General features: G+C 38.5%; 17 protein-coding genes, 8 pseudogenes and 1 riboswitch. Of the genes and pseudogenes, 2 read left to right on the top strand and 23 right to left on the bottom strand.

Translation table 11 applies throughout. The annotated features are described in order from the left end of the window. Positions 1–329: 329 nt before the first annotated feature. From JCM21531_RS04430 to iadA, 12 genes and pseudogenes are all read right to left on the bottom strand, one after another. Complete coding sequence (locus JCM21531_RS04430) at positions 330–2,342, bottom strand: FtsX-like permease family protein (RefSeq protein WP_038287717.1); 2,013 nt, start codon at positions 2,340–2,342, stop codon at positions 330–332. Then, positions 2,335–3,101: pseudogene (locus tag JCM21531_RS04425) on the bottom strand (ABC transporter ATP-binding protein). Before JCM21531_RS04425 ends, JCM21531_RS04430 begins: the two are co-directional and overlap by 8 nt. A 188-nt stretch (positions 3,102–3,289) precedes the next feature. Beyond that, on the bottom strand, positions 3,290–4,273 hold the full coding sequence (locus JCM21531_RS04420; protein ID WP_038287715.1) for a sensor histidine kinase: 984 nt from the start codon (positions 4,271–4,273) through the stop codon (positions 3,290–3,292). 1 nt (position 4,274) lies between these two features. Beyond that, a pseudogene (locus JCM21531_RS04415) lies at positions 4,275–4,945 on the bottom strand (response regulator transcription factor). A 218-nt stretch (positions 4,946–5,163) separates the two neighbouring features. After that, the gene (locus JCM21531_RS04410; RefSeq protein WP_243467208.1) at positions 5,164–5,661 is read right to left on the bottom strand and encodes a hypothetical protein; all 498 of its coding nucleotides are present in this window, start codon (positions 5,659–5,661) and stop codon (positions 5,164–5,166) included. Then, positions 5,658–5,792 (bottom strand): hypothetical protein, encoded by a 135-nt coding sequence (locus tag JCM21531_RS23535; RefSeq protein WP_279378979.1) that lies wholly within the window; start codon positions 5,790–5,792, stop codon positions 5,658–5,660. The genes JCM21531_RS04410 and JCM21531_RS23535 overlap by 4 nt, the downstream gene beginning before the upstream one ends. Positions 5,793–5,823: 31 nt before the next feature. Continuing rightward, positions 5,824–5,913, bottom strand: a pseudogene (locus JCM21531_RS23530) (DUF3784 domain-containing protein); the annotation flags it as partial. Positions 5,914–6,167: 254 nt separating this feature from the next. Further along, positions 6,168–6,731 carry a GTP cyclohydrolase I FolE gene (gene folE / locus JCM21531_RS04405; protein WP_038287713.1) on the bottom strand — a complete coding sequence of 188 codons (564 nt, stop codon included), beginning with the start codon at positions 6,729–6,731 and terminating at the stop codon, positions 6,168–6,170. 104 nt (positions 6,732–6,835) lie between these two features. Beyond that, positions 6,836–9,482, bottom strand: a pseudogene (gene cphA, locus JCM21531_RS04400) (cyanophycin synthetase). Between the two features lie 27 nt (positions 9,483–9,509). After that, positions 9,510–10,331 (bottom strand): cyanophycinase, encoded by an 822-nt coding sequence (locus tag JCM21531_RS04395; RefSeq protein WP_038287726.1) that lies wholly within the window; start codon positions 10,329–10,331, stop codon positions 9,510–9,512. A gap of 80 nt (positions 10,332–10,411) precedes the next feature. After that, the gene (locus JCM21531_RS04390) at positions 10,412–10,732 is read right to left on the bottom strand and encodes a hypothetical protein (protein ID WP_038287710.1); all 321 of its coding nucleotides are present in this window, start codon (positions 10,730–10,732) and stop codon (positions 10,412–10,414) included. Between the two features lie 38 nt (positions 10,733–10,770). Beyond that, entirely contained in the window at positions 10,771–11,937 is a 1,167-nt protein-coding gene (iadA, locus tag JCM21531_RS04385; protein WP_038287707.1) for a beta-aspartyl-peptidase, read from the bottom strand. A gap of 328 nt (positions 11,938–12,265) precedes the next feature. On the opposite strand from iadA, the gene JCM21531_RS04380 reads away from it, so the two are divergent. Further along, positions 12,266–12,910 (top strand): LexA family protein, encoded by a 645-nt coding sequence (locus tag JCM21531_RS04380; RefSeq protein WP_243467206.1) that lies wholly within the window; start codon positions 12,266–12,268, stop codon positions 12,908–12,910. 77 nt (positions 12,911–12,987) lie between these two features. Here the strand turns inward: JCM21531_RS04380 and leuB are convergent. From leuB to JCM21531_RS04355, 5 genes and pseudogenes are all read right to left on the bottom strand, one after another. Then, positions 12,988–14,074: pseudogene (gene leuB / locus JCM21531_RS04375) on the bottom strand (3-isopropylmalate dehydrogenase). A 1-nt stretch (position 14,075) separates the two neighbouring features. Next, positions 14,076–14,579, bottom strand: coding sequence for a 3-isopropylmalate dehydratase small subunit (gene leuD, locus JCM21531_RS04370; RefSeq protein WP_038287699.1), 504 nt, complete (start codon positions 14,577–14,579; stop codon positions 14,076–14,078). A gap of 55 nt (positions 14,580–14,634) precedes the next feature. After that, a pseudogene (leuC, locus tag JCM21531_RS04365) lies at positions 14,635–15,893 on the bottom strand (3-isopropylmalate dehydratase large subunit). A 137-nt stretch (positions 15,894–16,030) separates the two neighbouring features. Next, a pseudogene (locus JCM21531_RS04360) lies at positions 16,031–16,929 on the bottom strand (AraC family transcriptional regulator). A 45-nt stretch (positions 16,930–16,974) separates the two neighbouring features. Continuing rightward, positions 16,975–17,578: pseudogene (locus JCM21531_RS04355) on the bottom strand (DUF2179 domain-containing protein). Positions 17,579–17,954: 376 nt separating this feature from the next. Between JCM21531_RS04355 and JCM21531_RS04350 the strand changes: the two are divergent. After that, positions 17,955–18,914, top strand: a complete 960-nt coding sequence (locus tag JCM21531_RS04350) for an alpha/beta hydrolase (protein WP_038287696.1) — start codon at positions 17,955–17,957, stop codon at positions 18,912–18,914. Here the strand turns inward: JCM21531_RS04350 and JCM21531_RS04345 are convergent. From JCM21531_RS04345 to JCM21531_RS04320, 6 genes are all read right to left on the bottom strand, one after another. Beyond that, positions 18,893–19,846 (bottom strand): magnesium transporter CorA family protein, encoded by a 954-nt coding sequence (locus tag JCM21531_RS04345; protein WP_038287694.1) that lies wholly within the window; start codon positions 19,844–19,846, stop codon positions 18,893–18,895. The two genes, JCM21531_RS04350 and JCM21531_RS04345, sit on opposite strands and share 22 nt — an antisense overlap. Before the next feature lie 190 nt (positions 19,847–20,036). Then, positions 20,037–20,202: riboswitch (M-box (ykoK) riboswitch) on the bottom strand. A 178-nt stretch (positions 20,203–20,380) separates the two neighbouring features. Continuing rightward, positions 20,381–20,785 (bottom strand): flagellar export chaperone FlgN, encoded by a 405-nt coding sequence (gene flgN / locus JCM21531_RS04340; RefSeq protein ID WP_243467205.1) that lies wholly within the window; start codon positions 20,783–20,785, stop codon positions 20,381–20,383. Between the two features lie 96 nt (positions 20,786–20,881). Beyond that, positions 20,882–21,286 (bottom strand): flagellar export chaperone FliS, encoded by a 405-nt coding sequence (gene fliS, locus JCM21531_RS04335; RefSeq protein WP_038287691.1) that lies wholly within the window; start codon positions 21,284–21,286, stop codon positions 20,882–20,884. 65 nt (positions 21,287–21,351) lie between these two features. Further along, the gene (fliD, locus tag JCM21531_RS04330) at positions 21,352–23,865 is read right to left on the bottom strand and encodes a flagellar filament capping protein FliD (RefSeq protein WP_038287723.1); all 2,514 of its coding nucleotides are present in this window, start codon (positions 23,863–23,865) and stop codon (positions 21,352–21,354) included. Between the two features lie 5 nt (positions 23,866–23,870). After that, positions 23,871–24,254 carry a flagellar protein FlaG gene (locus JCM21531_RS04325; RefSeq protein WP_038287689.1) on the bottom strand — a complete coding sequence of 128 codons (384 nt, stop codon included), beginning with the start codon at positions 24,252–24,254 and terminating at the stop codon, positions 23,871–23,873. Positions 24,255–24,322: 68 nt separating this feature from the next. Next, positions 24,323–25,228, bottom strand: coding sequence for a methyltransferase domain-containing protein (locus tag JCM21531_RS04320; RefSeq protein ID WP_038287686.1), 906 nt, complete (start codon positions 25,226–25,228; stop codon positions 24,323–24,325). Positions 25,229–25,399: the final 171 nt, after the last annotated feature.

The raw sequence follows: 25,399 nt of genomic DNA, 5'->3' as shown, positions 1-25,399 counted from the left end.
TAATATTATTACTTGTCACTAAAGAAATAACAATTTACTCACTTTTATGTATATTTAATTTTATATGAACAACAAATTTGGCTGTATCTAGATGATGCTTATATGTTTTAATTTTACATTTACAATCCATATTTTTAAGAGTTTTTCAAGCATTAATTCAACATGATTGAATAATTACTGTAATCTTGTATAAGCAAAAATTATTAAAACAATCGCCTTAAAATACGAAATTAAGCATACCCGATATCTTTTTAGATACCGGGTATGCTTAAACACTTTTTATCCTGTCACAATCATAAAACCGATTTAGCAAATCATAATATTCAATTTCACTCAGCACTCACAATTTTATAATAAGTTCGTGCTGTCAGCCAATACACAACACCGTATATCACAGCAAAGCCCAATAAAGTTCCAAGGGTACAAAGCATCGTAAGTTTGTTGTTCGTAAGGGAAAATAAACTCAGGAGCTTCACCATCAATTTAAAATCAAAGGCCACATGAATTGCGGCTACTGCCAAGGGTGCAAAGAAAACTATCAGAATCTGCATACTAATCGACCGTTTAATTTCTTTCTTTGGTAAACCAACCTTTTGCATAATCTCAAAACGCTCTTTATCCTCATAGCCTTCAGAAATTTGCTTGTAGTAGATAATCAGAACCGTTGCCATGTTAAAAAGAAACCCTAAGAACAGTCCAAGGAACAAAAATCCACCGTTCATTGCATAAAAATCAGCAGAGTCTTGTGCTCTTGTGCTAACTATAAAGTCTTTATAGTCTCCTATACTGTCTGCCGAAGATAGATTTCCAATCTCCCCGGCACATTTGATTTGAATATCTTCTTTTAAATCCGTATCAATTATTGCAGCCCATTTTAAATCACTGGCCATTTTGTCATAAGCAGACTTCTGCCCCTTATACAAAGTTTGAAGTACCTTCTCATCCTTCACTACTCCGTAGCCGGTATCTACTATTGAGGTCAGATCTCCAACTGAAGGAAAGCTTTTCAGATGTTCCACTATGGTGAATACAAAAGAATAATCGCCGGCTTCTATACGAATGTTCTCTTTATCTTTCAGTGTGTCACTGAAAAATAAGATTTCATCCTCCTTCAATTCCACTTCTGTTCCGGTTAGCTTTGCATAGTCCTCTTTAGTTATAAAGCATAGCTGTACATAATCTGCATTAAAACTTCCTTCAATTCTTGTGTGGTAATAATTTTCACCCCTGCCTGCTGCAAAGGACAAATAGGTGTAATCCTCGAACCGGGTTATTTTCCCGTTATTTTTATCTATAATATCCTTTATCTTCTCTATCATAATATCTTTTTGAAAACCGTTTTCCGTTTCACTGTTTATAGTAATTTGCGGCACAATTTGACCCGGGCAAAATCTATCAATCATATCCTCTGTTCCCAGATAAAGAGAAAGAGTCCCCGATACCATAACCAGTACCATAGTAGACAATATACAAATATTTGCAAGGCCTACAGCATTCCTCTTCATCCGGTATAGCATTCCGGAAATTCCGATAAAATATTTTGTTTTATAATATAGCTTTCTATTTCTTCTAAGCTGCTTCAATATAACGATGCTTATAGCCGTAAACAGACAATAAGTACCTATTATCACAAGAAATACGGCCAGAAAATAGATTGTCAGCGCCTGTACAGCTGACTTTGTAGTTAGGGCTATATAATAGCCGGCACCAAGGGACAGGACTCCAATCAAAGTTAAAATCCATTTACTTTTTGGCTCCCTTTCTCCTGCACTGGAGCTTCTAAGCAATTCAATGGGATTAGCTCTGCGAATCCTCACCAGATTAAAAATCAGAGTAATAGCAATAATTGAAGCAAACAATATTACCGATACTTTTATAGCCACAATAGAAATCGAAAAACCGAAGGGCACATCAAAGCGAAGTAATTTAAATAACGTAAGGGTTACCAGTTTGTGAAGCAGTATGCCGCAAAGTAATCCGCCACCAATTCCAATAAAGGCTACATATAGGGATTCATAGCAAAGAATCCACGCAATATGCCGTTTTTCCATTCCCAGCATGTTGTATAATGCCAGCTCCTTATGACGCCGTTTTATGAGAAAGCTATTGGTATACAGAAGAAAAATCACAGAAAATATACCGATAATATTTATCCCTAAAAACATCATCAATGTCACATATGCCGCACCTCGCAGCTTGGCTACCCCTTCGTCTGAAGCAATGGCACTTATAATATAAAATCCTGCCACCGTACCGATAATAGTTAAAATATAGGGTAGATAAAACTTAATATTTTTACGGATATTTTGCCACGCAAGAGAAGGAAACAAGCTTTTACGCATTTTTGTCACCTCCGGTAGTAAGCAGAGTCAAGGTATCGGAAATCTTCTGATACATCTCGTCATAGCTGCAATTACCTCTATATATCTGATGATATACCGCTCCGTCCTTAATAAACAAAACACGTTTTGCATGGCTGGCTGCTTTCACCGAATGGGTCACCATAAGAATAGTGTGTCCATCCTCATTAATTTTGCCAAACAAATGAAGCAGCTGATCCGTTGACTTTGAATCCAACGCACCGGTGGCTCATCCGCCAATATTATCTGGGGATTGGTAATAAGGGCACGGCAAACTGCCGCTCTCTGCTTCTGACCTCCCGATACCTCGTAGGGATATTTCTTTAAAATATCTGTAATGCCAAGTTTGTCAGCCAAAGGCTTTATCCGCTGTTCCATTTCTTTATAATCCTTGCCCGCCAATACCAAAGGAAGAAAAATATTGTCTTTGATTGAGAAAGTATCCAACAGGTTAAAGTCCTGAAAGACAAAGCCTATATTATCCCTGCGGAAGGCTGCAATATCCTTGTCCTTTATTTTGTTCATATCCTTGCCCGATAACAGCACATCTCCACTCGTTGGCTTGTCTAAAGCTGCAAGGATGTTTAGAAGAGTGGTTTTTCCCGAGCCGGATTCCCCCATGATGGATACATATTCACCGGCTTCTACTGAAAAGCTCACATCGGTTAGAGCTTGCACATAATTACCGCCAAATCGTGTCGTATATATCTTTTTGAGATTTCTTACTTCTAATAATGACATTATGATAACCTCCTTAAAACTTCTACACTTATTTTAGCGGCAACAGCACTCTTCCTGCCATCGATTTATCTTACAATATCGCCTCTATTGCTTACATTTTTGTAAGCATCAATAATATATAAATAATAGCCTACTTCAGTATTTAAAATGTAGCTTTTTACCCGAATCCGGCATTTAGTTTTATAAGACTAAGCGTGAAGACTTGTATCCGTTTCAATACGAACTGTTGTCCCTTTCCCAATTTCCGATTCAAAAGAAATGCGATGCCCCAGCTTTGTCAATATCTGTTTTGTAAGATATAAACCAATGCCCGATGCTCTTTTATCAATTCTTCCATTATAGCCGGTAAAGCCCTTTTCACAAATCCGGGGTAAATCCTCCGGGGCAATACCGATTCCCGTATCTTTAATGACCAATGTGGTCTCATTTTCCGAGTCGATTAAAATATATCCTTCATTGGTATACTTAATAGCATTGGATAATATCTGCTCTATCGCAAAGCAAAGCCATTTCTCATCGGTCAACACTTTGTGCTTCAGGTTTCCCAACTTTACGCTTACTTTTTTGCGGATAAACATTGGCGCATATTTACGCACCGATTGTTTTACTATATCTTCCATATCGTATTCTTTCAGCAGAAAATCAGTACTGTTGCTGCCGACACGCAGATAAGCCATAACCATCTCTACATACTGCTCAATCTTAAACAGCTGATACTGCAACTCGTGCGATTGCTGATTCTCTTCACTCTGAAGGATTAGCCTCATAGCAGCAATTGGTGTCTTAATTTGATGAACCCACAAGGTGTAATAGTCCAACATTTCTGCTTTTTCCCTGTCACTTTTGGCAATGTATTGCTGTTTGTCATTAAATAAGGCTTGAATTAAATCTATATAGTCCTGTTCAATTTGATTCACAGCTGCCGGTAGCTGTTCAATTGAGATGGCAATATCCGATTGAAGTTCAGATAGCCTTTGATGCTTCTTTAAAAATGTAATATAATCATAAATTCCAAATATTAACATTATGGCAAAGCACAATAAACTTGCATAACCTACCGCTTCCACAGGCAAATCATACAGAGAAAATACTGCAGCATAAATTAATACGAAAATAAAAAGAATTATTAAGAGCTTTCTTTGTGATTTCAAGTACGCCAATAATATTCTCATATTATTCCACCATATAACCTAAACCCTTTTTTGTAATAATAAACTCCTCAATCCCAACACTAGCAAGCTTCTTTCTAAGTCTTGCCATATTTACAGTCAATGTATTCTCATCTACAAAATCATCTGTCTCCCATAAACGATACATCAAGGTGTCCCGGCTTACCACCTTGCCCCGCTGCTCAAGCAATACTTGTAAAATTCTGTGTTCATTCTTGGTCAAGTCCAGTTTATTTCCTTGATATACAAGGGAACAGTCCGATAGATTAAGAATTACACCTTGTGCTCCAATACATCAGTTCCATAAGTAAAATCATAGGTTCTCCGAAGAAGGGCCTGTACTTTTGCCACCAAAACCGTCAAATCGAAAGGCTTGGCTATGAAATCATCCGCACCCATATTAATGGCCATGACAATATTCATATTGTCCGACGCTGAGGAGATAAAGATAATCGGTACCTGCGATATCTTTCTAATCTCACTGCACCAATGATACCCGTTATAAAACGGCAGGGATATATCTATAAGAACCAAATGGGGAGAAAACCCGGCGAAATCCGAAAGTACATTCCCAAAATCCGTTACACAGCGGGTTATCATTCCCCAAGAAGCCAGATGTTCTTTAATTATGTTGGCGATTGTTGTATCGTCCTCTACGATAAGTATTTTATACATTCTTTTTCACCTATGGTACACACAAAATATATTATTTAGTAGTTAGTTACTTTTATATTTTCCTATTACTAATAGCAATATTTTATTTGTTATTTTCAAGGGATTCAATTTCTTCTTTATTTTCCGTATTTGTTTATCCAAAAATTATTTGCTCTCTAGAATGTTGGGATCTTTCAATTTTATTGAAAGGGCTTTAACCTAAAGTTTTAGATTAAACTTCAGAATTGATATTCTATTTTTCTTAAAATTCTACTGAAAATCTCCTGAGTTTCATCTTTATCATTCATATTAAAAATAATCATACCTCTATCTGTTTCAAGGTAAATATAGGGAGGATTTTTTGTATTGACAAACAATTTCACAGCGCCCAGTTCCTTTGTCTTAAAATACCCCTTTAATTTTGAACCTAGAGACGAACCGTTGGTACGTATTTCAATCGTCGGCAATTCATCTTTCAAACTGGCACTCTCAATGGATTCCCATGTATAAACATCCCCATACATACCATGGATTTGAATACCTTCTTCAAGAAAACTTACCCTCGTTGGCTGAATTGAAAAATACATCACAACAGAAATAAAGATTAATGTCACAACAGAAATAAAACCGGGAATCACGAGTTGCTTCCACGCACCCTTTCGAAGTTTCCCATTTTCGTCATAAATATTCCCGTCATACTTTTGGGCCTTAAACAACACATAAAATGTCGAAATCAAAAAAATCCAATGGCAGAAATCAGGATTTTCCCCGGCTCCAAAGCAGCATAAAGCACACCGGCTAAAATAGATATACCTCCGTTGACATAGAAGTATATTCCTATCAGCCGTCCAAGGCCTTCTGTATCCACTTTTGCTTTTTTTTTCTTGAGGCATGGTGTTATATCCGGAGATTAAAAAATACCATTTAAATACATGAATCGTCAGCCCCATCACAATAAGGAATACACCGAGTATTATAAAAAACCACATAGCAAACCTTCCTATTAAATAATTATCACAGTTTCATTATACCATATTATACTATTTTCAGGCTATCTATTTGTAAACAGACAGTATGTAAATAGCAAGATATGTACCTGGATAGAAGAGTTTTCTCATTTCTAGATCGCGTATTAATTTTTACGGATAAGCGGGCAACGCAAATAAACGAAAGGCCGATTATGCAAATAGATTTCTAAATAAGCAAAGCTGAAAATGAGCCAAGAGGAATTCTCCCCTTTGACTCATTTTCCATTTATGAGAGCCATAACCTCCGCCCTGGTCCGGGCATCGGTCTTAATTATACCTCGAAGTGCTGAAGTTACGGTTTTTGAACCTGCCTTTTTTATTCCCCTCATCGTCATGCATAAGTGCTCAGCCTCTACCACTACTGCGACTCCTAAAGGATCTATGGTCTCCATTATAACATTGGCAACTTCACTGCCAAGCCTCTCTTGAAGCTGCGGCTTCTTGGCAATAAGGTCAACTATCCTGGCAAGCTTGCTGAGCCCCATAATCCTACCCTTTCTAGGAATATAAACCACATGTGCCACCCCTACGAACGGGAGCAAATGATGCTCACAAACCGAGTAGATAGGAATATCTTTCACCATGACCATTTCCTCATGGTTCTCTTCCTGAAACACCTTCACAACCGACCTTGGGTCCTGATGAAGTCCGGCAAATATTTCTTCACACATCCTTGCCACCCGGTCGGGAGTTTCGAGCAATCCTTCACGGTCAGGGTCTTCTCCAATTCCAATCAATATTTCCCTTACGGCAGCTTTTATACGTTCTTTGTCTATCATAGCAATACCTCTTTCTATTTATTGAATATTAGTAACTATTCACCATTTTGCATTACTTTTCTTTATAACATTATACTTCATAAATAGAAAAAGGACAAAACCTTTTATCCTACGTTCAGAATTTCGGGGCCGGCTGTCACAGTATTCTTGGCAAATTGTTTGCAATCCGCTCCACGACTTCTACCGCTCTTTCAAAATCTTCATAAAACATAACTATAAAATCTCCGGGCTCTGCATCAAGAAGCGCTTTCTCGAGAGCTCTAACTTCTGAATAGATTATTTCTACATTTTCCTTTTTTGTTCCGCTGCTAATAACCGCATCATATAAGATTCCGGCCACTTCTCCCGGCTCTCTTCCCCTGAGGTCATTGTCTTCCTTTATATAAATTTTAGAGAAATACTTGCTGCATATTTTTCCTGCCTTATATATGCTGGAATCATTCCTGTCACCCGGCATACCTATAATCCTACAAGCCTTTTTGTATCAATTTTTTCCAAAAACTTCATAACTTCACTGTATCCTGCCGGGTTGTGGCTATAATCAAGCATTACCTTGAAACCGCCCATATCCATAATATTAAATCTTCCCGGATTGGATTCCATATCCGGTCTGAAGGTTGCCAGTCCTTTCCGAATAGCTTCAACTGAAAGGTTTAACCCATACAACGCAGAAGCAGCCGCAAGGGAGTTTTCAATATTGCACTCGACTATTCCTCCGAATGTTATGGGAATCTCATTGAGATTCATAAGCGCAATAGAGCTTTTCCCATTGAATATAAAAATTGTGTCTTCGTCCACATACAATGCCTTTTTGCCTTTTTGCATATGCTCCCTGACAATGGGATTGTCGCTTTTCTTCGAAAATAAGATAATCTCGCTTTTGGCTCTCTCCATAAAATACCGCACAAATTTGTCATCTGCATTTAATACAGAATATCCATCGGACTTCACTGCCTCAATTACCAATGATTTGGCAAATGCCAGTTCCTCAAGAGTATTCATTCCATCAATACCGAGATGGTCTTCTGCAATATTGGTTATAACCCCCACATCTGCAAGGTCATATCCGAGGCCTTTTCTCACAATTCCACCTCTTGCAGTCTCCAGCACTGCAGCTTCCACTTCTCTTGACGACAATACCATTGCAGCACTTGCCGGCCCAGTGTTGTCTCCTTTGAGCACACACTCGTCGCCAATATACACACCTCCGGTAGATGTCATTCCTACCTTTTTTCCCAAGCAGCTAAGAGTATGCCTGATCAATCGCGTAGTGGTCGTTTTTCCGTTGGTACCGGTAACCGATACAATAGGAATTGAATGAGGTGATGCCTCCGGAAACATCATATCCAGTATATCTCCCGCTACATTCTTAGCCTTTCCTTCCGACGGAAACAAATGCATCCTAAGTCCCGGTGCAGCATTTATTTCGATTACAGCACCATCGTTAACACATATTGGCACCGATATATCTTCGGTGGTAACATCAATCCCTGCGATATCAAGCCCTATAATTTTGGCTGCTCTGACTGCTATATCTGCATTATATGGATGTATCTCACCGGTACATTCTCTGGCAGTCCCTCCTGTACTGAGGTTTCCATTGTATCTTAGGTATATTCTTTCGCCCAAAGGAGGTATATAATCTTTGTCAATCCCCTGGTCTCTTAGAACCTTTAGTGCTGCTGCATCCAATTTGATTTTTGTAAGGGGTTTTTCATGGTCATCTCCCCTTAAGTTACTGGAATTCTCAATTTCAATAAGCTTCTCTACCGTATGGACGCCATCACCCAGTATAGAAGGAGGTCTTCTTTCGGAGACTGCCGCAACTCTATTACCAATTACCAAAACCCGGTAATCCTTTCCTTTTACATATTTCTCCACTATCACCACTCTTGAATATTTTCGTGCTTCATTATACGCAGCCTCTATCTCCTGTTCATTTTTAACATTGAGAGTAACTCCTTTTCCCTGATTGCTGTCCACTGGCTTTATTACAACAGGGAAACCTATTTCCCTTGCTATTTGCAATGCTCCCTCAAAACTGTAAGCTGTATCTCCGTCCGGAACAGGAATTTTGCTTTCCGTCAAAAGCCGTTTTGTCAGTTGCTTATTCCCCGCTATATCAACATTGATGCAACTCGGCAGGTCCGTCAAAGATGCCTGAATAGTCCGGGAGTATTTTCCGTAACCTAACCTCAGAATACTGCCATCGCCTATTCTGACGACAGGTATCCCCCTCTTTTGGGCTTCTTCATAAATCGCTTTTGTACTAGGACCCATATCCGTATCTACTGCAATAGCCCTCAAATTTTTTATAATTCCTTCGATATCAATCTCTTCATTGTGCACCAGCATTGAGACAATGTTTACTGCTGATCTTGCACACTCAACAGCACACTTTTCATTTTTATATTCAAACACAATGTCGTACAGCGATGGTTCCTCAATAACCCGTGTCTTGCCATAATTGACTTCATATCCCAAAACATTTTGAAGCTCTATAATCAAATGCTCCGTTACATGACCTATATACGTCCCTTCCTTTAAGCGTTCTACAAATCCGCCTTCATATCCCAAGGAGCAATAATGCTTTTCTAAACCGGGAAACAAGGCCAAGAGTCTTCCGTTAAAGTTTCCCAAATCCTTTGTAGGTGATTTGTACAATTCCCCTATATCCAATGTTATCTTAATAACTGGCTTATGACTGTGAATATTTCTTCCTGCAAAACACTGAATACTTTGTATTTGCACTTTCCTTCCTCCCAAATAAACAAGCAATTAGAATTTTCTATCGGTAAGACGTATTACTTCTCTTTTCCTCATGTCAAATCCATAGCCGCAAGGCAAAACATGCAGCGTTACTCCGGAGATTGCCAATATTTCATCAGGATTCAACTCAGATACATTGGAGCTCTTTATAGTACTTCCGTCAATCACTGTGACAGCATTGCTCCCCAACACCTCAAAATGAGCATCAGGGTATACCCTTATGGCTGTATCCTCGTCTATCCCTATCCCTAGCATAAAGGGATTTTCTGCTACACCGCAAAGAAGTCTGCCAATTCTACCTCTTTGGTCAAAATGCTGGTCAATTATAGCTTCTTCAAGAAGCCCTAATCCCGGAGCCATTTTCATGGTGCACTTTCTCGCCGGCTCATTATCTTTTCCTTCTACTACCATTGTATTACTCATAACAGAGGCCCCTGCGCTTGTCCCAACAATTACCACACCCTTTGAGTAAACTTCATGCAGAGCTTTATATGCCTTAGTGCCCCCAAGAATGCTTGTTATTCTGAGTTGATCGCCTCCGGTAAAGAATATCCCTCCGGAATTTTTTATCCTATCGACATTCTCGTCCAAGTTTGCCTCATTGCGCGAATTTATGTTGAGTACATCTATATTCTTTAATCCTAGGGTTTCAAATACTTGCCTGTAGTTGTTTCCGACCTCTTGTGGCTTTTCGGTGGCTGTAGTCAATATCACCAAACTGCCTTTCTTTTCCCTGACGATGTCAGCCACATGCTTTAATATAGTCTTTTTTCCGACTTTATCCTCTGCGCCACCAATTATAATCAAATTTCCCCTTACTTTTTCACCCATTGCTCCCTCCAATATTTTCATATAAATGTTTGATCCAAATTCCCTGGCAAATGTCATCAATAAAAAAGCAAGGCTTTATATTACATCCTTGCTCTTTTATTATGGATATATGCTAGATAGTGTCTGACATAATTCATTATTACTCCGCTGAATATCAGGCCTATACCCATAAGGATAATACTTGACACTATTAGAGGCAGTCCGGCTCTACTTCCGTTTTTGGATGCCAGTATACCCGTTATTACTCCTACCACTCCAAAAATAAACGGGTATATGAGTAAGGACAACAAAGCCGAAATCCATCCTATTGCCAACAAGAATATATTGCTTCTGGCACTCGTTTTTTGAGCATTTATTCTTTCCATAACATCACCCAAGTTAGTATTAGCATGTTTTAATATGGATATTCATTATGTCATGCTTTTTAACATCACTTAAGCTATTTCCTTTCATACCGCCCCTTTTTAAACACTGTTCCATTATCTGCAAACTGCTCACCGTTTACAAATACCTTGTCTAACTTAAGGTCTTCTTTTTGCAGGACAAGTATATCCGCATCGCTTCCCGGTCTTATAACGCCTTTTTTGGGATAGAGCTTAAGTACCTTTGCCACATTCACTGTGACAGTTTTAAGAACCTGTTCCATGCTCAATTTATTTATCAAAATACTGTTTCTTATATCATTTATAAGCTGTTCTGTGCTGCCAACCCCAAGGCCATTTCTGTCGTTTTTCGGGATGCTGCCATTGGCATCCGAAGACACGGTAACCCTGTCCATATTTACTCCAGCATCCGAAAGAAGTTTTAAAGCATCCGGCACCGTATATCCTCTCTCATTGGTCTCCCCTGCCGTCAAGTCTATATTTCCGCCCCTTTTAGCATATTCTGTTGCCTGTGAAAATAAAGTCTTGTTTCTGTTTAAATGGGTAGGCACAAACATCTCTATGGGAAAATCGCAATTCTCTATAAGTTCAATAACGGGGTCAAGTCCCTTTTTTCCGTCTCCCACATGTATATGAACAACTCCGGCCTTTTTCCCAATCAATCCTCCGATTCGCGCTTCACTGGCAATGGCTTTGAGCATATCCAGCGAAGGGTGAGAAGACCTGTGATCCGAAACAGCTATTTCACCAACTCCAATAATTTTATCCACCAGCGCTATATCGGACATCACATTTGCTGTAAGTGTATCTGTAGGAATCCTATAGCTTCCGGTATATATATACGTATTCAATCCTTCTTCTTCCAGCGCCCGTGCCTTTGCCAAGAGGTTCGATATGCTTCTGGTTATGCTGTCAGCCCCCAACACTCCTACAGCTGTTGTTATCCCTGCCTTCAGGCATTCGGACAGCATAATTTCGGGTATTCTGCTTACTGGGCCTTCTTCGCCTCCACCCCCTATAATATGGATGTGTTGGTCAATAAACCCCGGGCATACTATTCTTTCGCTGCAATCAATAATTTGAAGGTCGGGAACCGGCAATTCATCTATATGGTTTTCCACTTTATAGATTTTGTTTTGAACTACCAAAATATCCTTTTTTCCGACAAATTCCGGAGCATAGCATATGCCACTTTTTAGAAGCTTAAATATTTTTTTCTCCATATTTTAAAAGCCTTTTCTGCATATTTTTAAAGGTATAATGTGCAATTTTATTGAGAATACTTAATTCTTATTTGAAATTTATTCATATGCATAAAATTTTTTGTCGAAAAGTTAACATTTATTCGACGAATTTTCATATTATTTACTATAATTCTATTAATTAAAGTTGATATATTGATTTATATTTGCTAAACTAATTTTAATGTTTTATGTAAATCGAGTTGCCTTCTTGTTTCCCTCCTTATTTTGGAGGGTATAACAAGGATAGAGGGTACCCTATGGTACAACGTATCTAACATAATATAAGTGTAAAAATAAGTGTAAAAGGATGGTCAATGTGTCTTCAGATTTTGATTTCTTAACCGCTAAACAAAAAAAGGTATACATGGTGATTGAATCTTTCATCAAGTCCAAAGGTATACCTCCTACCGTAAGAGAAATTGGAGAACTGGTAGGTGAAAAAACCCCCGGTGCAGTGCAGGGAATACTTAACCGATTGGAGCAAAAAGGAGTTATCAAAAGAGAGGTTGGTATGGCAAGATCCATACAGCTAGTTAATAACAACTCCCAATATGCACCACATGTATATTTGCCAAAAATCAAGAAAGTAAGTCAGCGTAATGTTAATGATCTGCTTAACATCTACAACATTATCAATTACGTTCCTGTACCTTCCAGCCTTTTTGGGGAAGGCGGCGATTGCTTTATAATTGATTGTCCCGACAACAGTCTCTTAGAAAGCGGAATAAAGTACAACGACATGCTTGTAATAAGCAGAAATTATGAATTAAAAGATGGGGATATCGTACTAATGCTGTATGAAACTCATGTACTTTTAAGGTACTACAATCATCATGAGAATCCCGATTTAATTGTTTTAAAGGCTGATAGCGAACTGTTGGGAAAAGAAGTGTTTAACAGGAACGAAGTTACAATAATCGGAAAGCTTGTTGGTAAATATACAAAATATTGAAATTCTTATATAATATAAAGGGTCTAGTTAGAGATTTAGACCCTTTATATTATATGATTTTCTTGTTACTCTAAATCTTACTTTAATTTTGATATTATTAATTCGCCCATTTTCTTGGTGCCGACCACATTATCGCCAGGAGTATCCGGAGAAGCAATGTCCGCTGTCCTGTATCCCATGTCAAGCACATTTACCACCGCATTTTCAATAGCATCGGAAACATCTCCGAGACCGAAGGAATACTTCATCATCATAGCTACCGACAATATAGTGGCAATGGGATTTGCTTTGTCCTGTCCTGCAATATCCGGTGCGGAGCCATGGATTGGTTCATACAATCCCAAAGAGCCCTCTCCGAGACTTGCAGAAGGAAGCATTCCTATTGAACCTGTAATCATGGATGCCTCGTCGGAGAGAATATCTCCGAACATATTTGATGTAACTATAACATCAAACTGTGCAGGATTTCTCACGAGCTGCATAGCAGCATTGTCCACATACATATGATTAAGCTCCACTTCAGGATAATCCTTGGCAACCTTGATTACTACTTCTCTCCAAAGCCTTGAGCTCTCCAGTACGTTGGCCTTATCCACAGACATTAGCTTTTTATTTCTCTTCATGCTGTCTCAAACGCCAGCCGCGCAATTCTTTCTATTTCAAACTCACTGTACTTTTCCGTATCAAAAGCGGCTTGACCCATATTTTCCGTCTGCACTCTTCCTCTTTCACCAAAGTACATACCGCCGGTAAGCTCCCTTACCACCATTATATCAATACCGTCTTTAACGATATCGGAGCGCAAAGGCGATGCACCTTTTAGAGCCTGATAGATAACTGCAGGTCTTAAGTTTGCATATAATCCAGTGCTCCGCGTATCCCAAGAAGGCCTGCTTCAGGTCTTTTGTTTCCCGGAAGATTGTCCCACTTCGGTCCTCCTACAGCTCCAAGCAAAACTGCATCGGAAGATTTGCAAAGCTCCAATGTCTCTTTAGGGAATGGTTCGCCGGTGGCATCAATGGCGCATCCGCCCAACAAACCCTCTTTTAATTCAAAACTGTGATTGTATTTCTCACCTACAGCTTCAATTACCTTAGCCGCCTGTTCAATAACTTCCGGTCCTATACCGTCCCCCGGAAGTACTGCTATATTATACTTTCCCATATTATGCCTCCTTGTTTCCCTGCTGTTTTTTAATATATCCAATCAGTCCGTCGGCAGCAATTATTTCCTGCATAAATTCCGGGAAAGGTACTCCCATATATTCCTTGTTCTTTGTTATATTCACAATCTTTCCGGTATCAAAATCAATGCTAACCGTATCGCCATCGGATATATCCATGGCAGCTTCAGGACACTCAATAATCGGAAGCCCTATATTTATCGCATTCCTGTAAAAAATTCTTGCAAAGGTCTCGGCAATAACGCAGGATATTCCCGATGCCTTAATGGCAATAGGCGCATGCTCCCTGGAAGAGCCGCATCCGAAGTTTTTGCCTGCAACCATAATATCTCCCTTTTGAACCTTTGACACAAACTCCGTATCAATATCTTCCATACAGTGCTTTGCAAGCTCGTTCGGGTCTGAAGTATTTAAATACCTTGCAGGTATAATTACGTCCGTATCCACATTGTCACCGTATTTTATTGCTTTTCCCTGTGCTTTCATTTTACCACGCTCCTTTATCTCAACATATTCCACTCTATGCTATATAGTTTGGACTTTAAATTTCATCCGGTGAACCGATCCTGCCTAAAACAGCCGACGCTGCCGCAATAGCCGGACCTGCCAGATAAATCTCGCTCTCGGGATGTCCCATTCTTCCTACAAAGTTTCTGTTTGTGGTCGCCACGGCTCTTTCTCCTTTAGCGAGAATACCCATATGGCCTCCAAGACATGGTCCGCAGGTAGGAGTACTTACTGCTGCTCCGGCATCAATAAATATGTCGAACAGTCCTTCACTCATCGCCTGTTTCCAAATCTTCTGTGTGGCAGGAATGATTATACATCTTACATCTTTATGCACCTTTCTGCCTTGAGGACTTCTGCAGCCACCCTCAAATCCTCAATTCTTCCGTTGGTACATGAACCTATTACCACCTGGTCAATTTTGATGTTGCCCACATTGTCAATGGTTCTTGTATTGGACGGCAGATGCGGGAAAGCAACCGTAGGCTTTACCTGTGAAAGGTCAATCTCATAAGTTGCCACATATTCTGCGTCATCATCCGCCTTGTATACCTTATACGGCTTTGTGGAATGTTCCTTTACATACTCAATTGTTTTCTCGTCAACTTCAAAAATTCCGTTCTTTCCTCCAGCCTCAATAGCCATATTTGCCATTGCAAACCTGTCATCCATTGAGAGGTGAGCCACACCGTCCCCTGTAAATTCCATAGAACGGTACAGAGCACCGTCAACACCTATCATACCGATTATATGAAGGATTACATCTTTTCCTCCCACCCATTTTCCGGGCTTTCCTTTCAATACGAATTTCATAGCCTCGGGCACTTTGAACCATGCTTCTCCGGTTGCCATTCCCGCTGCCATGTCGGTGCTTCCTATTCCTGTAGAGAAAGCTCCCAAAGCTCCATAGGTACATGTATGAGAATCGGCGCCTATTACCACATCTCCAGGCACCACTAGTCCCTTTTCCGGAAGCAGAGCATGCTCTACACCCATTTGTCCGACTTCGAAAAAGTTCACTATTCCCATTTCCTTTGCAAATTCCCTGATATACTTGACCTGTTCTGCGGACTTAATGTCCTTGTTTGGTGTAAAGTGATCGGGAACAATTGCTATTTTATTTACATCAAACACCCTGTCGACACCAATCTTTTTAAATTCATTCACAGCTACAGGCGTTGTTATATCATTTCCTAAAACCATATCAAGCTTTGCCTTTATAAGCTGGCCCGCCGAAACCTTATCAAGTCCTGCATGATCTGCAAGTATTTTCTGCGTCATAGTCATTCCCATAATCTACTACCTCCTTTGAAATATGATAAGCCGAGTTTTATTGATGCCTTCTTCTCCCTTACCATATAATAATACTAATTATAAGTCATACTAATTTCATTTTCTTCTCGATATTTATCCTAATTAGTTAGCCTTTTTTAATGTTTTTTGACTTGCACATTCTTCCGGTACTGAAGCGGTGTAAGCTTTACATACTTTTTGAAAATATCGTTGAACCTTTGCTGGTTGGAAAATCCGACACTTAATGCAATGTCGCTTATCCTGTTGTCCGTATCCCTAAGAAGCTCCTTTGCCCTTTCAACCCTTACTTTCAAAAGATAATTTATCGGACTTATACCCATTTCCTCCTTAAACGCCCGGGTAAAGTAACTTGTGCTCAAAAAACATAACGGGCTATATCTTTTAAAGAAATATCCCTCTCGTAATTGTTGTTTATATAGTTTACAGAAGCCTGTATAAGCTCTTTTAGCTTTGGGCTTTTATTCTTTATGCTGTTCTCCCATTCCATCTTTAAAGCACGGGAAATAAGTACAAACAGCTCCATAACCAGAAGATAATTGAGAAATTCACTGCCTATATCCGGATTCTCCCTTTCATTGAGTATCCTATTTAGAAGTGTTATAATGTCATTTTTCTGACTGACCTTCAAGGTTATAAAAGCTCCCGTTTCCTTGCTGCTCACAAAATCCAAAAAGTTTTCCAGCGATACATCGGAATACTGTCCGTCAAACCTGTTTATAAATTTGAAGCTCAAGACTGTAAATTCACATCCGGACTCGGACTTTACAATAAATTTGTGGGGCTGATTGGGCTTTATTATAATTATGTCATTAGGGCCAATCTCCGCAGGATAACCTGCTATTTCAAAAACTGCCTTACCCCTTTTTATATACACCATTTCAAAACATTCATGCCTGTTCGGTTCCATATGCCAGCTGGTATCATGAAACCTCTCAATGGTTTTTACTATAACCGGAATAAAAGTTGATGAACTGAGAAGACTCTCCCACGCCTTTGGAAGAATATTATTATCCAATTTCCCCACCTCCGTTAACCTTATAATCCAGGTATCAACATCACCCTATTTCATCTTCTTGTTAAGTCCGAACATTCTATGAATCTTAAACAGATTAAAAAACCTTGTTCCTTCATGGCTTAATGTCCCTGTTCTGAAAATACCCTTGTTGACCTTTCTGGCATCTTCAATTGAATAAAAGGCTTTTGAATTGCACCCTTCTATTATCCGCACTACTTCCTGCAATTCCTTGCGTTTAATAATTGTATAAATTATCTTTACATCACCATTTTTACCCTCTGCATCCACAACTGTAACACCAAACCCGGACTTTGCAAGCTGTTCTTTAAGCTCGAATTCGTTTTTATCCACAATAACCCTTACAACAAGTTCCTATAGCAAGCTTTTCTTCAATAATTATTCCTACAAATGTACCTGTGGCAAAACCCGCCGCATAAGCAAAGTAACATGCAAAATTGTTGAGATTCTGCATAACCTGGCTTATTGCCACAATCCATACCAATACTTCAAAAAAGCCCAAAACCGGAGCCAGATACTTTTTACCTCTTGAAACAAATATAATCCTGATTGTTCCTATTGTAACGTCGATAATCCTTGAAAAAAATATGAGCAATGGGAGTATAAGCCAGTTGAACAATCCTGAACCAATATGCCCTCCATATTAATTGTATCATCCTCTCAACTTATATTACATATAATTCTATCTTATATGACTTAAGAAGGTCAACCTTCTATTACTTCCAGCCAAAACTCCGAGATTCAATCCCAATGTAAAATTATTACTATATATCCAACTGAAAAATAAATTTGTTTTTTGTACAATTAAAATATATAATAAAAAATGTAAACGAATATATGATTAATCATAGTAATAGACTTGTACTAGATGTAATATATACTCGCAAGGTTCATAGTTTATAGTTCCAATATCCATATGATTCGATTCATCTTCTAATTCGAAAATATCTTCTTAGCTACTTAAAATCTTAAAATAAGAAATCAAAGCAATTTTGGGGGAAAATTCTATGAGGATTACGGTTTTGACCTATTCACGCCGGAGAAGTCATTTAATAAAAAAGATCATATTTTTTATTATTTTACTAGCATTAATTTATGCTATAGCAATTTCGGCCGTCTCAGCCTTTGCAGGCTGGAAACTAATCCATCCCGAAAGATTAAACATTTTGGACTTTTCTGCCAATATTGTTCCTTCATATACCGATATATCTTTCAAGGACATAAACGGAGATTTTACATTAAAAGGGTGGTATTTTAACGTAACCGGAAGCAACAAGACCATAATCCTTGCCCATGGATACGGAAAAAACAGGCTGCATTTCGGTGAAAATACCATACATCTTATAAAAGGTTTACTTGACAAAGGCTATAATGTGCTTGCCTTCGATTTTAGAAACTCCGGAGAATCCGAGGGAAACACAACCACCTTTGGGGTTTATGAAAAGAATGACCTTCTTGGTGCAATTGAATATGCCAAAAGCAAAGGCTCGGATACCATAGTTCTTATGGGCTTTTCAACAGGTGCGTCAGCATGTATTCTGACCGCCGCCGAAAGCACCGATGTTGATGCAGTAATAGCAGACAGCCCGTATGCTGAACTTAACACTTATTTTGAGCAAAACATAAATATCTTGAGCGGACTTCCGTCAATACCGTTTAACAAACCCATAACATTTGCAACATTTCTTTTTGCAAACATTAATTCCGATGATGCCAGCCCGGCAAAGGCTATACAGGCTGTTTCCCCACGTCCGGTACTTCTAATCCACAGTAAGGATGATACCAAGGTACCGATTGAAAACAGCCGGTTAATATTCAAAGCATCGAATTTCTCCACAACTACGTTTTGGGAGGCAAGCGGCGCCGGGCATGATGAGATTTATCAGCGCCATCCCGAAGAATATATCAAAAGGGTAACGGACTTTCTCGACAAACTTCCACAGCCTCAAAACATGTCCCTTTTGTAAAGGAATATTCCTACAACAATAGAGATAACAGCCAAAACCCCCAATATGCCCCAAAAAGCAAAAGGAGTATTCGTATCCAAACCAAAGGGCAACTGTACGTTCATACCAAAGAAACTGGCTATCATTGTGGGTATAGCCATTATTATGGTTATGGATGTCAGGACTTTCATCACAACGTTCAAGTTGTTTGATATTATTGAAGCAAAAGTGTCCATGGTCCCGCTCAAAATAGTACTGTAAATGTTGGCCATTTCAATAGCCTGCTTGTTCTCTATAATTACATCCTCAAGAAGATCCTGATCTTCTTCGTAGAGTTTTATATATTTGCCCCTCAAAAGCTTTTCCATAACTACTTCATTTGATTTTAAAGACGTAGTAAAAAACACAAGGCTCTTTTCCAATTCGAGCAGCTTGAAAAGCTCTTTGTTTTGTAGTGACTTATGCAAAGAAGTCTCCGCCTCATATGATTTTTTGTCAATATGCCTCAGGTACCTTAGGAAATCCTTTGCAATTAAATACAAAATCTGCAGCGTAAATCTCGTCTTTTTAAAAGTATAATAGTCTTTTACTTTTCTTGCCTTGAAGTATTGAATCAAAAAAGTCTCCTTGCTGCATATGGTAATAAAATAGTCTTCCGATATGATAATACCTAAAGGTATGGTCTCATACTTTATCTCTTTCTGTTCCTCATCCTCATACACATATGGAATGTCAACGACCACCAAAGTCTGGTTATCCTCGACATCTATTCTCGGTTTTTCCTCTTCATCAAGAGGGTCCCTTAGAAAATTAGGATATATATTGAGGCTGCTTTCAATATAGTTCAATTCTTGCTCCGTAGGAGAAACAATATTCACCCAGCATCCTTTTTCAAAGTTGTCGATTTTAATGGGAAATTGGTCTGTATCGTAGGATTTGTATATTTCAATCATTGCAAATCATTCCTTTCATTCCCCTAAAAAGCATAAAATATAACTTTATATATTTTCTACTATTAATTCAAATAAAAGCTCGGGACATCGAGTCCCTTCTCTTTTGCCTCTTTCATTTCATTCCAAGAGGCCAAATAAAAAACTTCCAGACGAGTGGAAGTATCAAAACATATTAAAGTATTATTTTTAATATATCTTTCCCTCGTTGAGCTTTAGCACTATACAGCTTAGGCTATAAGACCAGCTGCATTAAGCAAAACCTTAATCCGGTAGTGCTTGTTAACCCATTGGCGTCTTTCGACGTTTCCGGGCAGCAGCGTCTTTCTGTATAGGAGCCTCACCTAACAAAAATATTCAATTGCCACTATTATTATATTCAATGGAATATACTAATGTCAACCGTCAACATAATTTAGTGAAACAAATACTTAAGCAAATTAAAAGCTCGGGACATCGAGTCCCTTCTCTTTTGCCTCTTTCATTTCATTCCAAGAGGCCAAAAAATAAAAACCTCGGAAAATCCGAGGTTTCAAACTACTTCTTTTTGTCGATAAAGTACGATGGCGGACTTAACGAAGCAGTGGGGCTGTAGGCAGAGCTTACTCTTCTTCCTTCCCTTATTTCCCTTATTTTAGCTCCAAGCTCATTTAAAAGGCCATTTGCCTTCTCTTTATTCTTCTTCTCTATTTCGCTTATTTCCCTCAGAAAAACCATTATCTCGGAAACAAGCTCCTGCAATTCTTTCGCACCCTTTATACCTAGTCTCCCTGCTTCATCCAGGCTGTTTATACCAAGCTTTTGCTTAAGTGCTGTAAAACACTCATTGAACTTTTCGTCCAAACTGTTGATTTCATCGATTTTAATCTGCTTTTCGTCAATAAGCTTCGAAAGCCCGTCCATACCCTCTTCGTTTATCGCCTCAGCCTGAGCCGTGGTCAACGAAAGTATGCTCTTAAGACAATCAATCTTTTGTTGAGATATTTCAACAAGTCTTTGAATATACTCCGTCCGGAGTATTGTTCATTAAAATCTCTCCTATTTAGCCACTTGAGCTGTTCTTGAATTTTGCTGCCTTGCAATTTTCATTGCCTGTTCCCATGTGTCTCGAAGTTCCTTTGCAAATCCCAGCACTTCTTCAACAATAGCACTGTCCTTCTTTAAGTTTGCATCCACAAGCCTTCTGTACATATAATCATACAAAAGCTCCAATTGATGCGCAATATCATATTTCATATCCAGCGTACAGCGGAATTCTGAAATAATATCCTGAGCCTTTATAATACTTTTGTTTGCCTTCTCAATATTTTTATCATTTAGAGCCATTTCTGCTTGCATCAAAAACTTTACAAGGCCATTATACAGCATTAATGTCAGTTCTTCGGGAGATGCGGTATATACCGAATTCTCCTTATACTGATCATATGCATTTTTAAATGCCATTAAAATCCCTCCAAGGTTTATTAGATGTAGCCATACGTTTTCCTTATTTGTTCAACAAATCAACGTTAATAATTTGAAAATTGCTGCGACAACCACGATGACTGGCTGTTCATCGCATCGAGCATTTTCTCCATCGCTGCAAACTTTCTGTAATAGTATTCCTCTTTTTCATAGAGTTTTGCCAGCATTTTGTCGATTAGAGTGTCCTTTTCTTTCATTTCATTCACTATTAGATTGTCAAACTCCGTCAAATCTCCTACCAGTCCTGCCTTTTCGAGCAAGATACCTTTCTGCCCGCTTGCATTTCTTGTAATCCTAATGTTGTCTTGGAGTATGTCATTAATTCTCTGAGCTATTCCGGATTCATTGTATCTTGTTGCCCTTTTTGCCGGATCATTTAAAGATTCGCTGTATGTATATTGTGAACTCTGGGTAAAAAGTTGAACTACTGCATCATAATTATCGTTAAGTGCTGCCTTAAGTTTTTCCTCATCTATGACAAGCTTGCCCTTGTCCTGGTATAACCCTGTTGTAATTCCTATTTGATAAAGGCTCAGGGAAGTTCCTTCTACCTTGTCATATAAAGCTCTTCTTAGGTTTGTTACGATATTCTCCAATATGCTGTCGCTTCTTAGCAAACCTGATTTAGCCTTTTCCTCCCATTTCTTTATATCATCTTCACTCATCGCTTTCTTTTGATCGTCTGTAAGCGGCAAGTAATCCCTGTCTCTTTCTTCCGTAAGAACAGAAGTGATTTTTGCTATCATTTCATTATAGCTGTTCACAAAATTCTTTATATTATTAACGACAGCATCTATATCTCCCTTAACATCAATCGTTACCGGGTCGGCAGAAGTTCCCTTAAGGGTATAGGTTACACCATCTATGGTAAATTCATTGGTGCTTCGTTTCATGCCGGAAACCCCATCCAAAGTAAACTCGGCATCTGTACCGGCAGTATAGGTTCCCCCCACCAGTCCTATTGCTTTAAGTAATCCATTTGCAGGGTCGGTGTCGGTAATTTCTATCGTTGAAGCCGCACCCAAAGTCTTCGATTCCATAATGAATCTATCGTTGAGGGAGTCATAGCTTACCTTCACCCCTGCTTTGCTGGAATTAATGGCATTGATTACATCATTTAAAGTTGCATTTGCATAAGTCTTACCCACATCAATAGTTTCATTATTTATGGTAAAGATGATATTTGCATTCGGATCCGCTACATTCAAATCACTTTTGAAGTTTGACTTAAAGTCGTCAAGTTTTGCCGACATAGATATCTTATTGCTCTTGTTGTCCGTAGCAGTAAATCCCAGTTTTTCCAGTCCGTCTTCAGGACCCTTTTTAAATATCAGCTTGTCTGAGCCGCTGCTTGAAAAAATCAGCTTATTACTTGAAGCATCTTTCGTTACATTTACAGTGCCTCCCAACTGGCTTTGAATGTATGATGCCAGTTCTTCCAAATCACTATAGTCTTTGTCTATCTCAATAGTTTTGTCTACTCCATTTACATTTATAATGAAGGTCTTACCCTTTTCATTTCCGCTTAAGTCTATGACACTTGAACTTGTCCCGGATACAATCGCTCCGTTGGCAAATCCCAGCTTGTCCAGCACATTGTTGGAATCGCCTGAAGTCAACTTCACTGTCTCTCCTGAAAGAGTTGTAAAGCTTAATTTGCTTCCGTCGTTGCTCACATGTACTTTACCGCTAAGCTCAGAATTACCGTCAATAGCTTGCTGGATTTTAGCGGTAAGATCATTTATATCCGTCGCACCGGAAATATTTATAGTCTGAGCTTCACCGTTTCCGACGGTTATTTTAAAGCTTCCGTTGGTGTATAATGAATAATCGGATTTTACATCCGAGCTTCCTGTGATATAGTTTTTCTGTCCGTTTGAAAAACCTAAAGATGAAATATAATTATTTGCCGGTTCACTTATACTTAATGTACTACCATTGACAAGACATTTAAACTCTATCGCACCGCCTGTTGTCACAACATCGATTTTCCCTGCACCAAAGGCTTTATCCAAGGCAGACTCAAGCTTTGTTTCAAGATCATTGATGTTGGCATAATCTTCTAAAGCTATTGTCTTTTTAACTCCATCCAAAGTAACCTCTATTTCTCTTCCCTGAAGGGAAAAGCTGCTTACCGTATTGCTTCCTTTAATACCGTCAACTAATCCCGATGTGCCCACAATTTTTGCTGCAGATGCCAGTGAGCTAACCGTAATGCTGTGGGTCTTAGAAGCCGCTCCTGCATTGGCAGTTACCGTCACAACGGATTCATTGCTTGAATTTACTTTAAAAGATGCAAACGCACTTGTAGACGTAAAATTGGTCTTAGGCTTCAAGACATTGAAATACTCATCTGTAATACTTCTTAATTTGCTTATTATATCCCTGTATCCGTCCCGCTTCCATTCCAATATCTGTCTTTCCTGTTTTATCTTATTAATCTTTGCATTTTCAATACTCATTAGCTGCTGTATAATAGTGTCAGTATCAAGACCTGAGGACATTCCTGTAAGTCTTATTCTGCTGTTAATCATATTTGAAATTCCATTGACCGCCACCGGATTCAACCCCTCTCATCAACTATGATTCCCGCCATTTCCAGCATCGCCGCTACCATATCCAGTATTTTCTCCGGCGGTATTTCCCTTATAACTTCTTTAGTTTCGGAATCAATAACTTTCACCATGATTTCTTTACTTTTCTCGTGTACGGAAAATTCCAACTGTGTATGAATACCGTTTATAGCCTTGTTTGCTTTCTCAATTGCATTCATAATAGTCTTTTGTGATAGTTTTTCGCTTTTTTCGTTTTCCTGCAAATATGCATCCGAACCTACTTTTCTTCCATTCGATGCTTCTTTGCCGGGATTTATGGTATTTGGTTGATAATCTTTATTCTGAGTTTTAAAAACCTGTAATTTTGCAGCATCCATGCTATCAATTTTCATAATAATCCCTCCGTGAATCTTTCTCATAAAGAATATCGGAGGATTTTTAAAATTTATTTAGTAAATGTTTAATCCAAAAACTTTGTTGCAACAATAGAATTTTGAAGCAGCAAACAAGGTATACCCTCAACTATTGGATATGCAAGAAAACTCTCATTTGAAAAATATACACTGTTCTTTTTTATAAGATCTGTTTTTGTAACCGGACAACATATCGGATGCTGAATGCTTTTTTCAAATTTCTTTTCTTCATGATTTTTTCTTATAATTATCAATCCTGTGGGATTTAGCGGATTTTGAGACACCCCAAACAATCTATGTTCAATAACGTCATAACCGCTTTCTTTTGCCGTTTTATACAGGTTCGTAACATATCCATGATATTCCATTCTTTTTCTGGCTTCCTCAGATGCAAATTCATAAGATGGTTCCAATAAAATCAAGTATTTATTTGTAATACGGTATAACTCTTTAAGTGCCTCTTTCTCTCTACCTCCATTAGGTTCAATTGAATGGCATGTATATACAATATCTATCGAATTATCCTTTAGTGGTGTGGAAAACAAATCACCGCAAAATAGGTATACATTGTTTATGCCGATTTCATTTAAGAACTTATTGGCATATTTAATTCTGGACCAGGATATATCAAAACCGTAGCATTTGATTATCTTCTTCTTTAACTTTTTTAACAGAGGTCCTAAAGTAGTTCCTTCGCCTACACCAACTTCCAGTATTGAATCATAGTCTTCCAAATTATTAATTATTTTAGCAAGGCAAGAGCAAAAATATTCTTTTAACTTTGGTTCTCTTTTATAAGCCTCTGTATAGCTTCCTGCCTGGAAATCATAACTAATCATGATATCCTCAATGGAATTATCTTTTTTCCCTTCAATTTCTTTTAAATATCTAATAATATTCTTATTTTCAAAATATAGATATTTAATTTTGCCCAGCATCTTTAATTTCTCCATCTTCTACTTCCCCCCCATTACTTTCTTACACATTCACCAATTTACATTTCTATCTTCGACATTTTATGGCACTTATTTTAGACAAAATGATAACTATACTGTTAATAGATTACCAATTAAACAATTGACGAACACTTGCAAAAATATTTCGGCAAGAAATACAATGGAGAT

The organism is Acetivibrio straminisolvens JCM 21531 (genome assembly GCF_000521465.1).
Taxonomy (GTDB): Bacteria; Bacillota; Clostridia; order Acetivibrionales; family Acetivibrionaceae; genus Hungateiclostridium; species Hungateiclostridium straminisolvens.
Note: the sequence above shows the minus strand (reverse complement) of the source record. Positions and strands in the feature narration are given on the sequence as shown.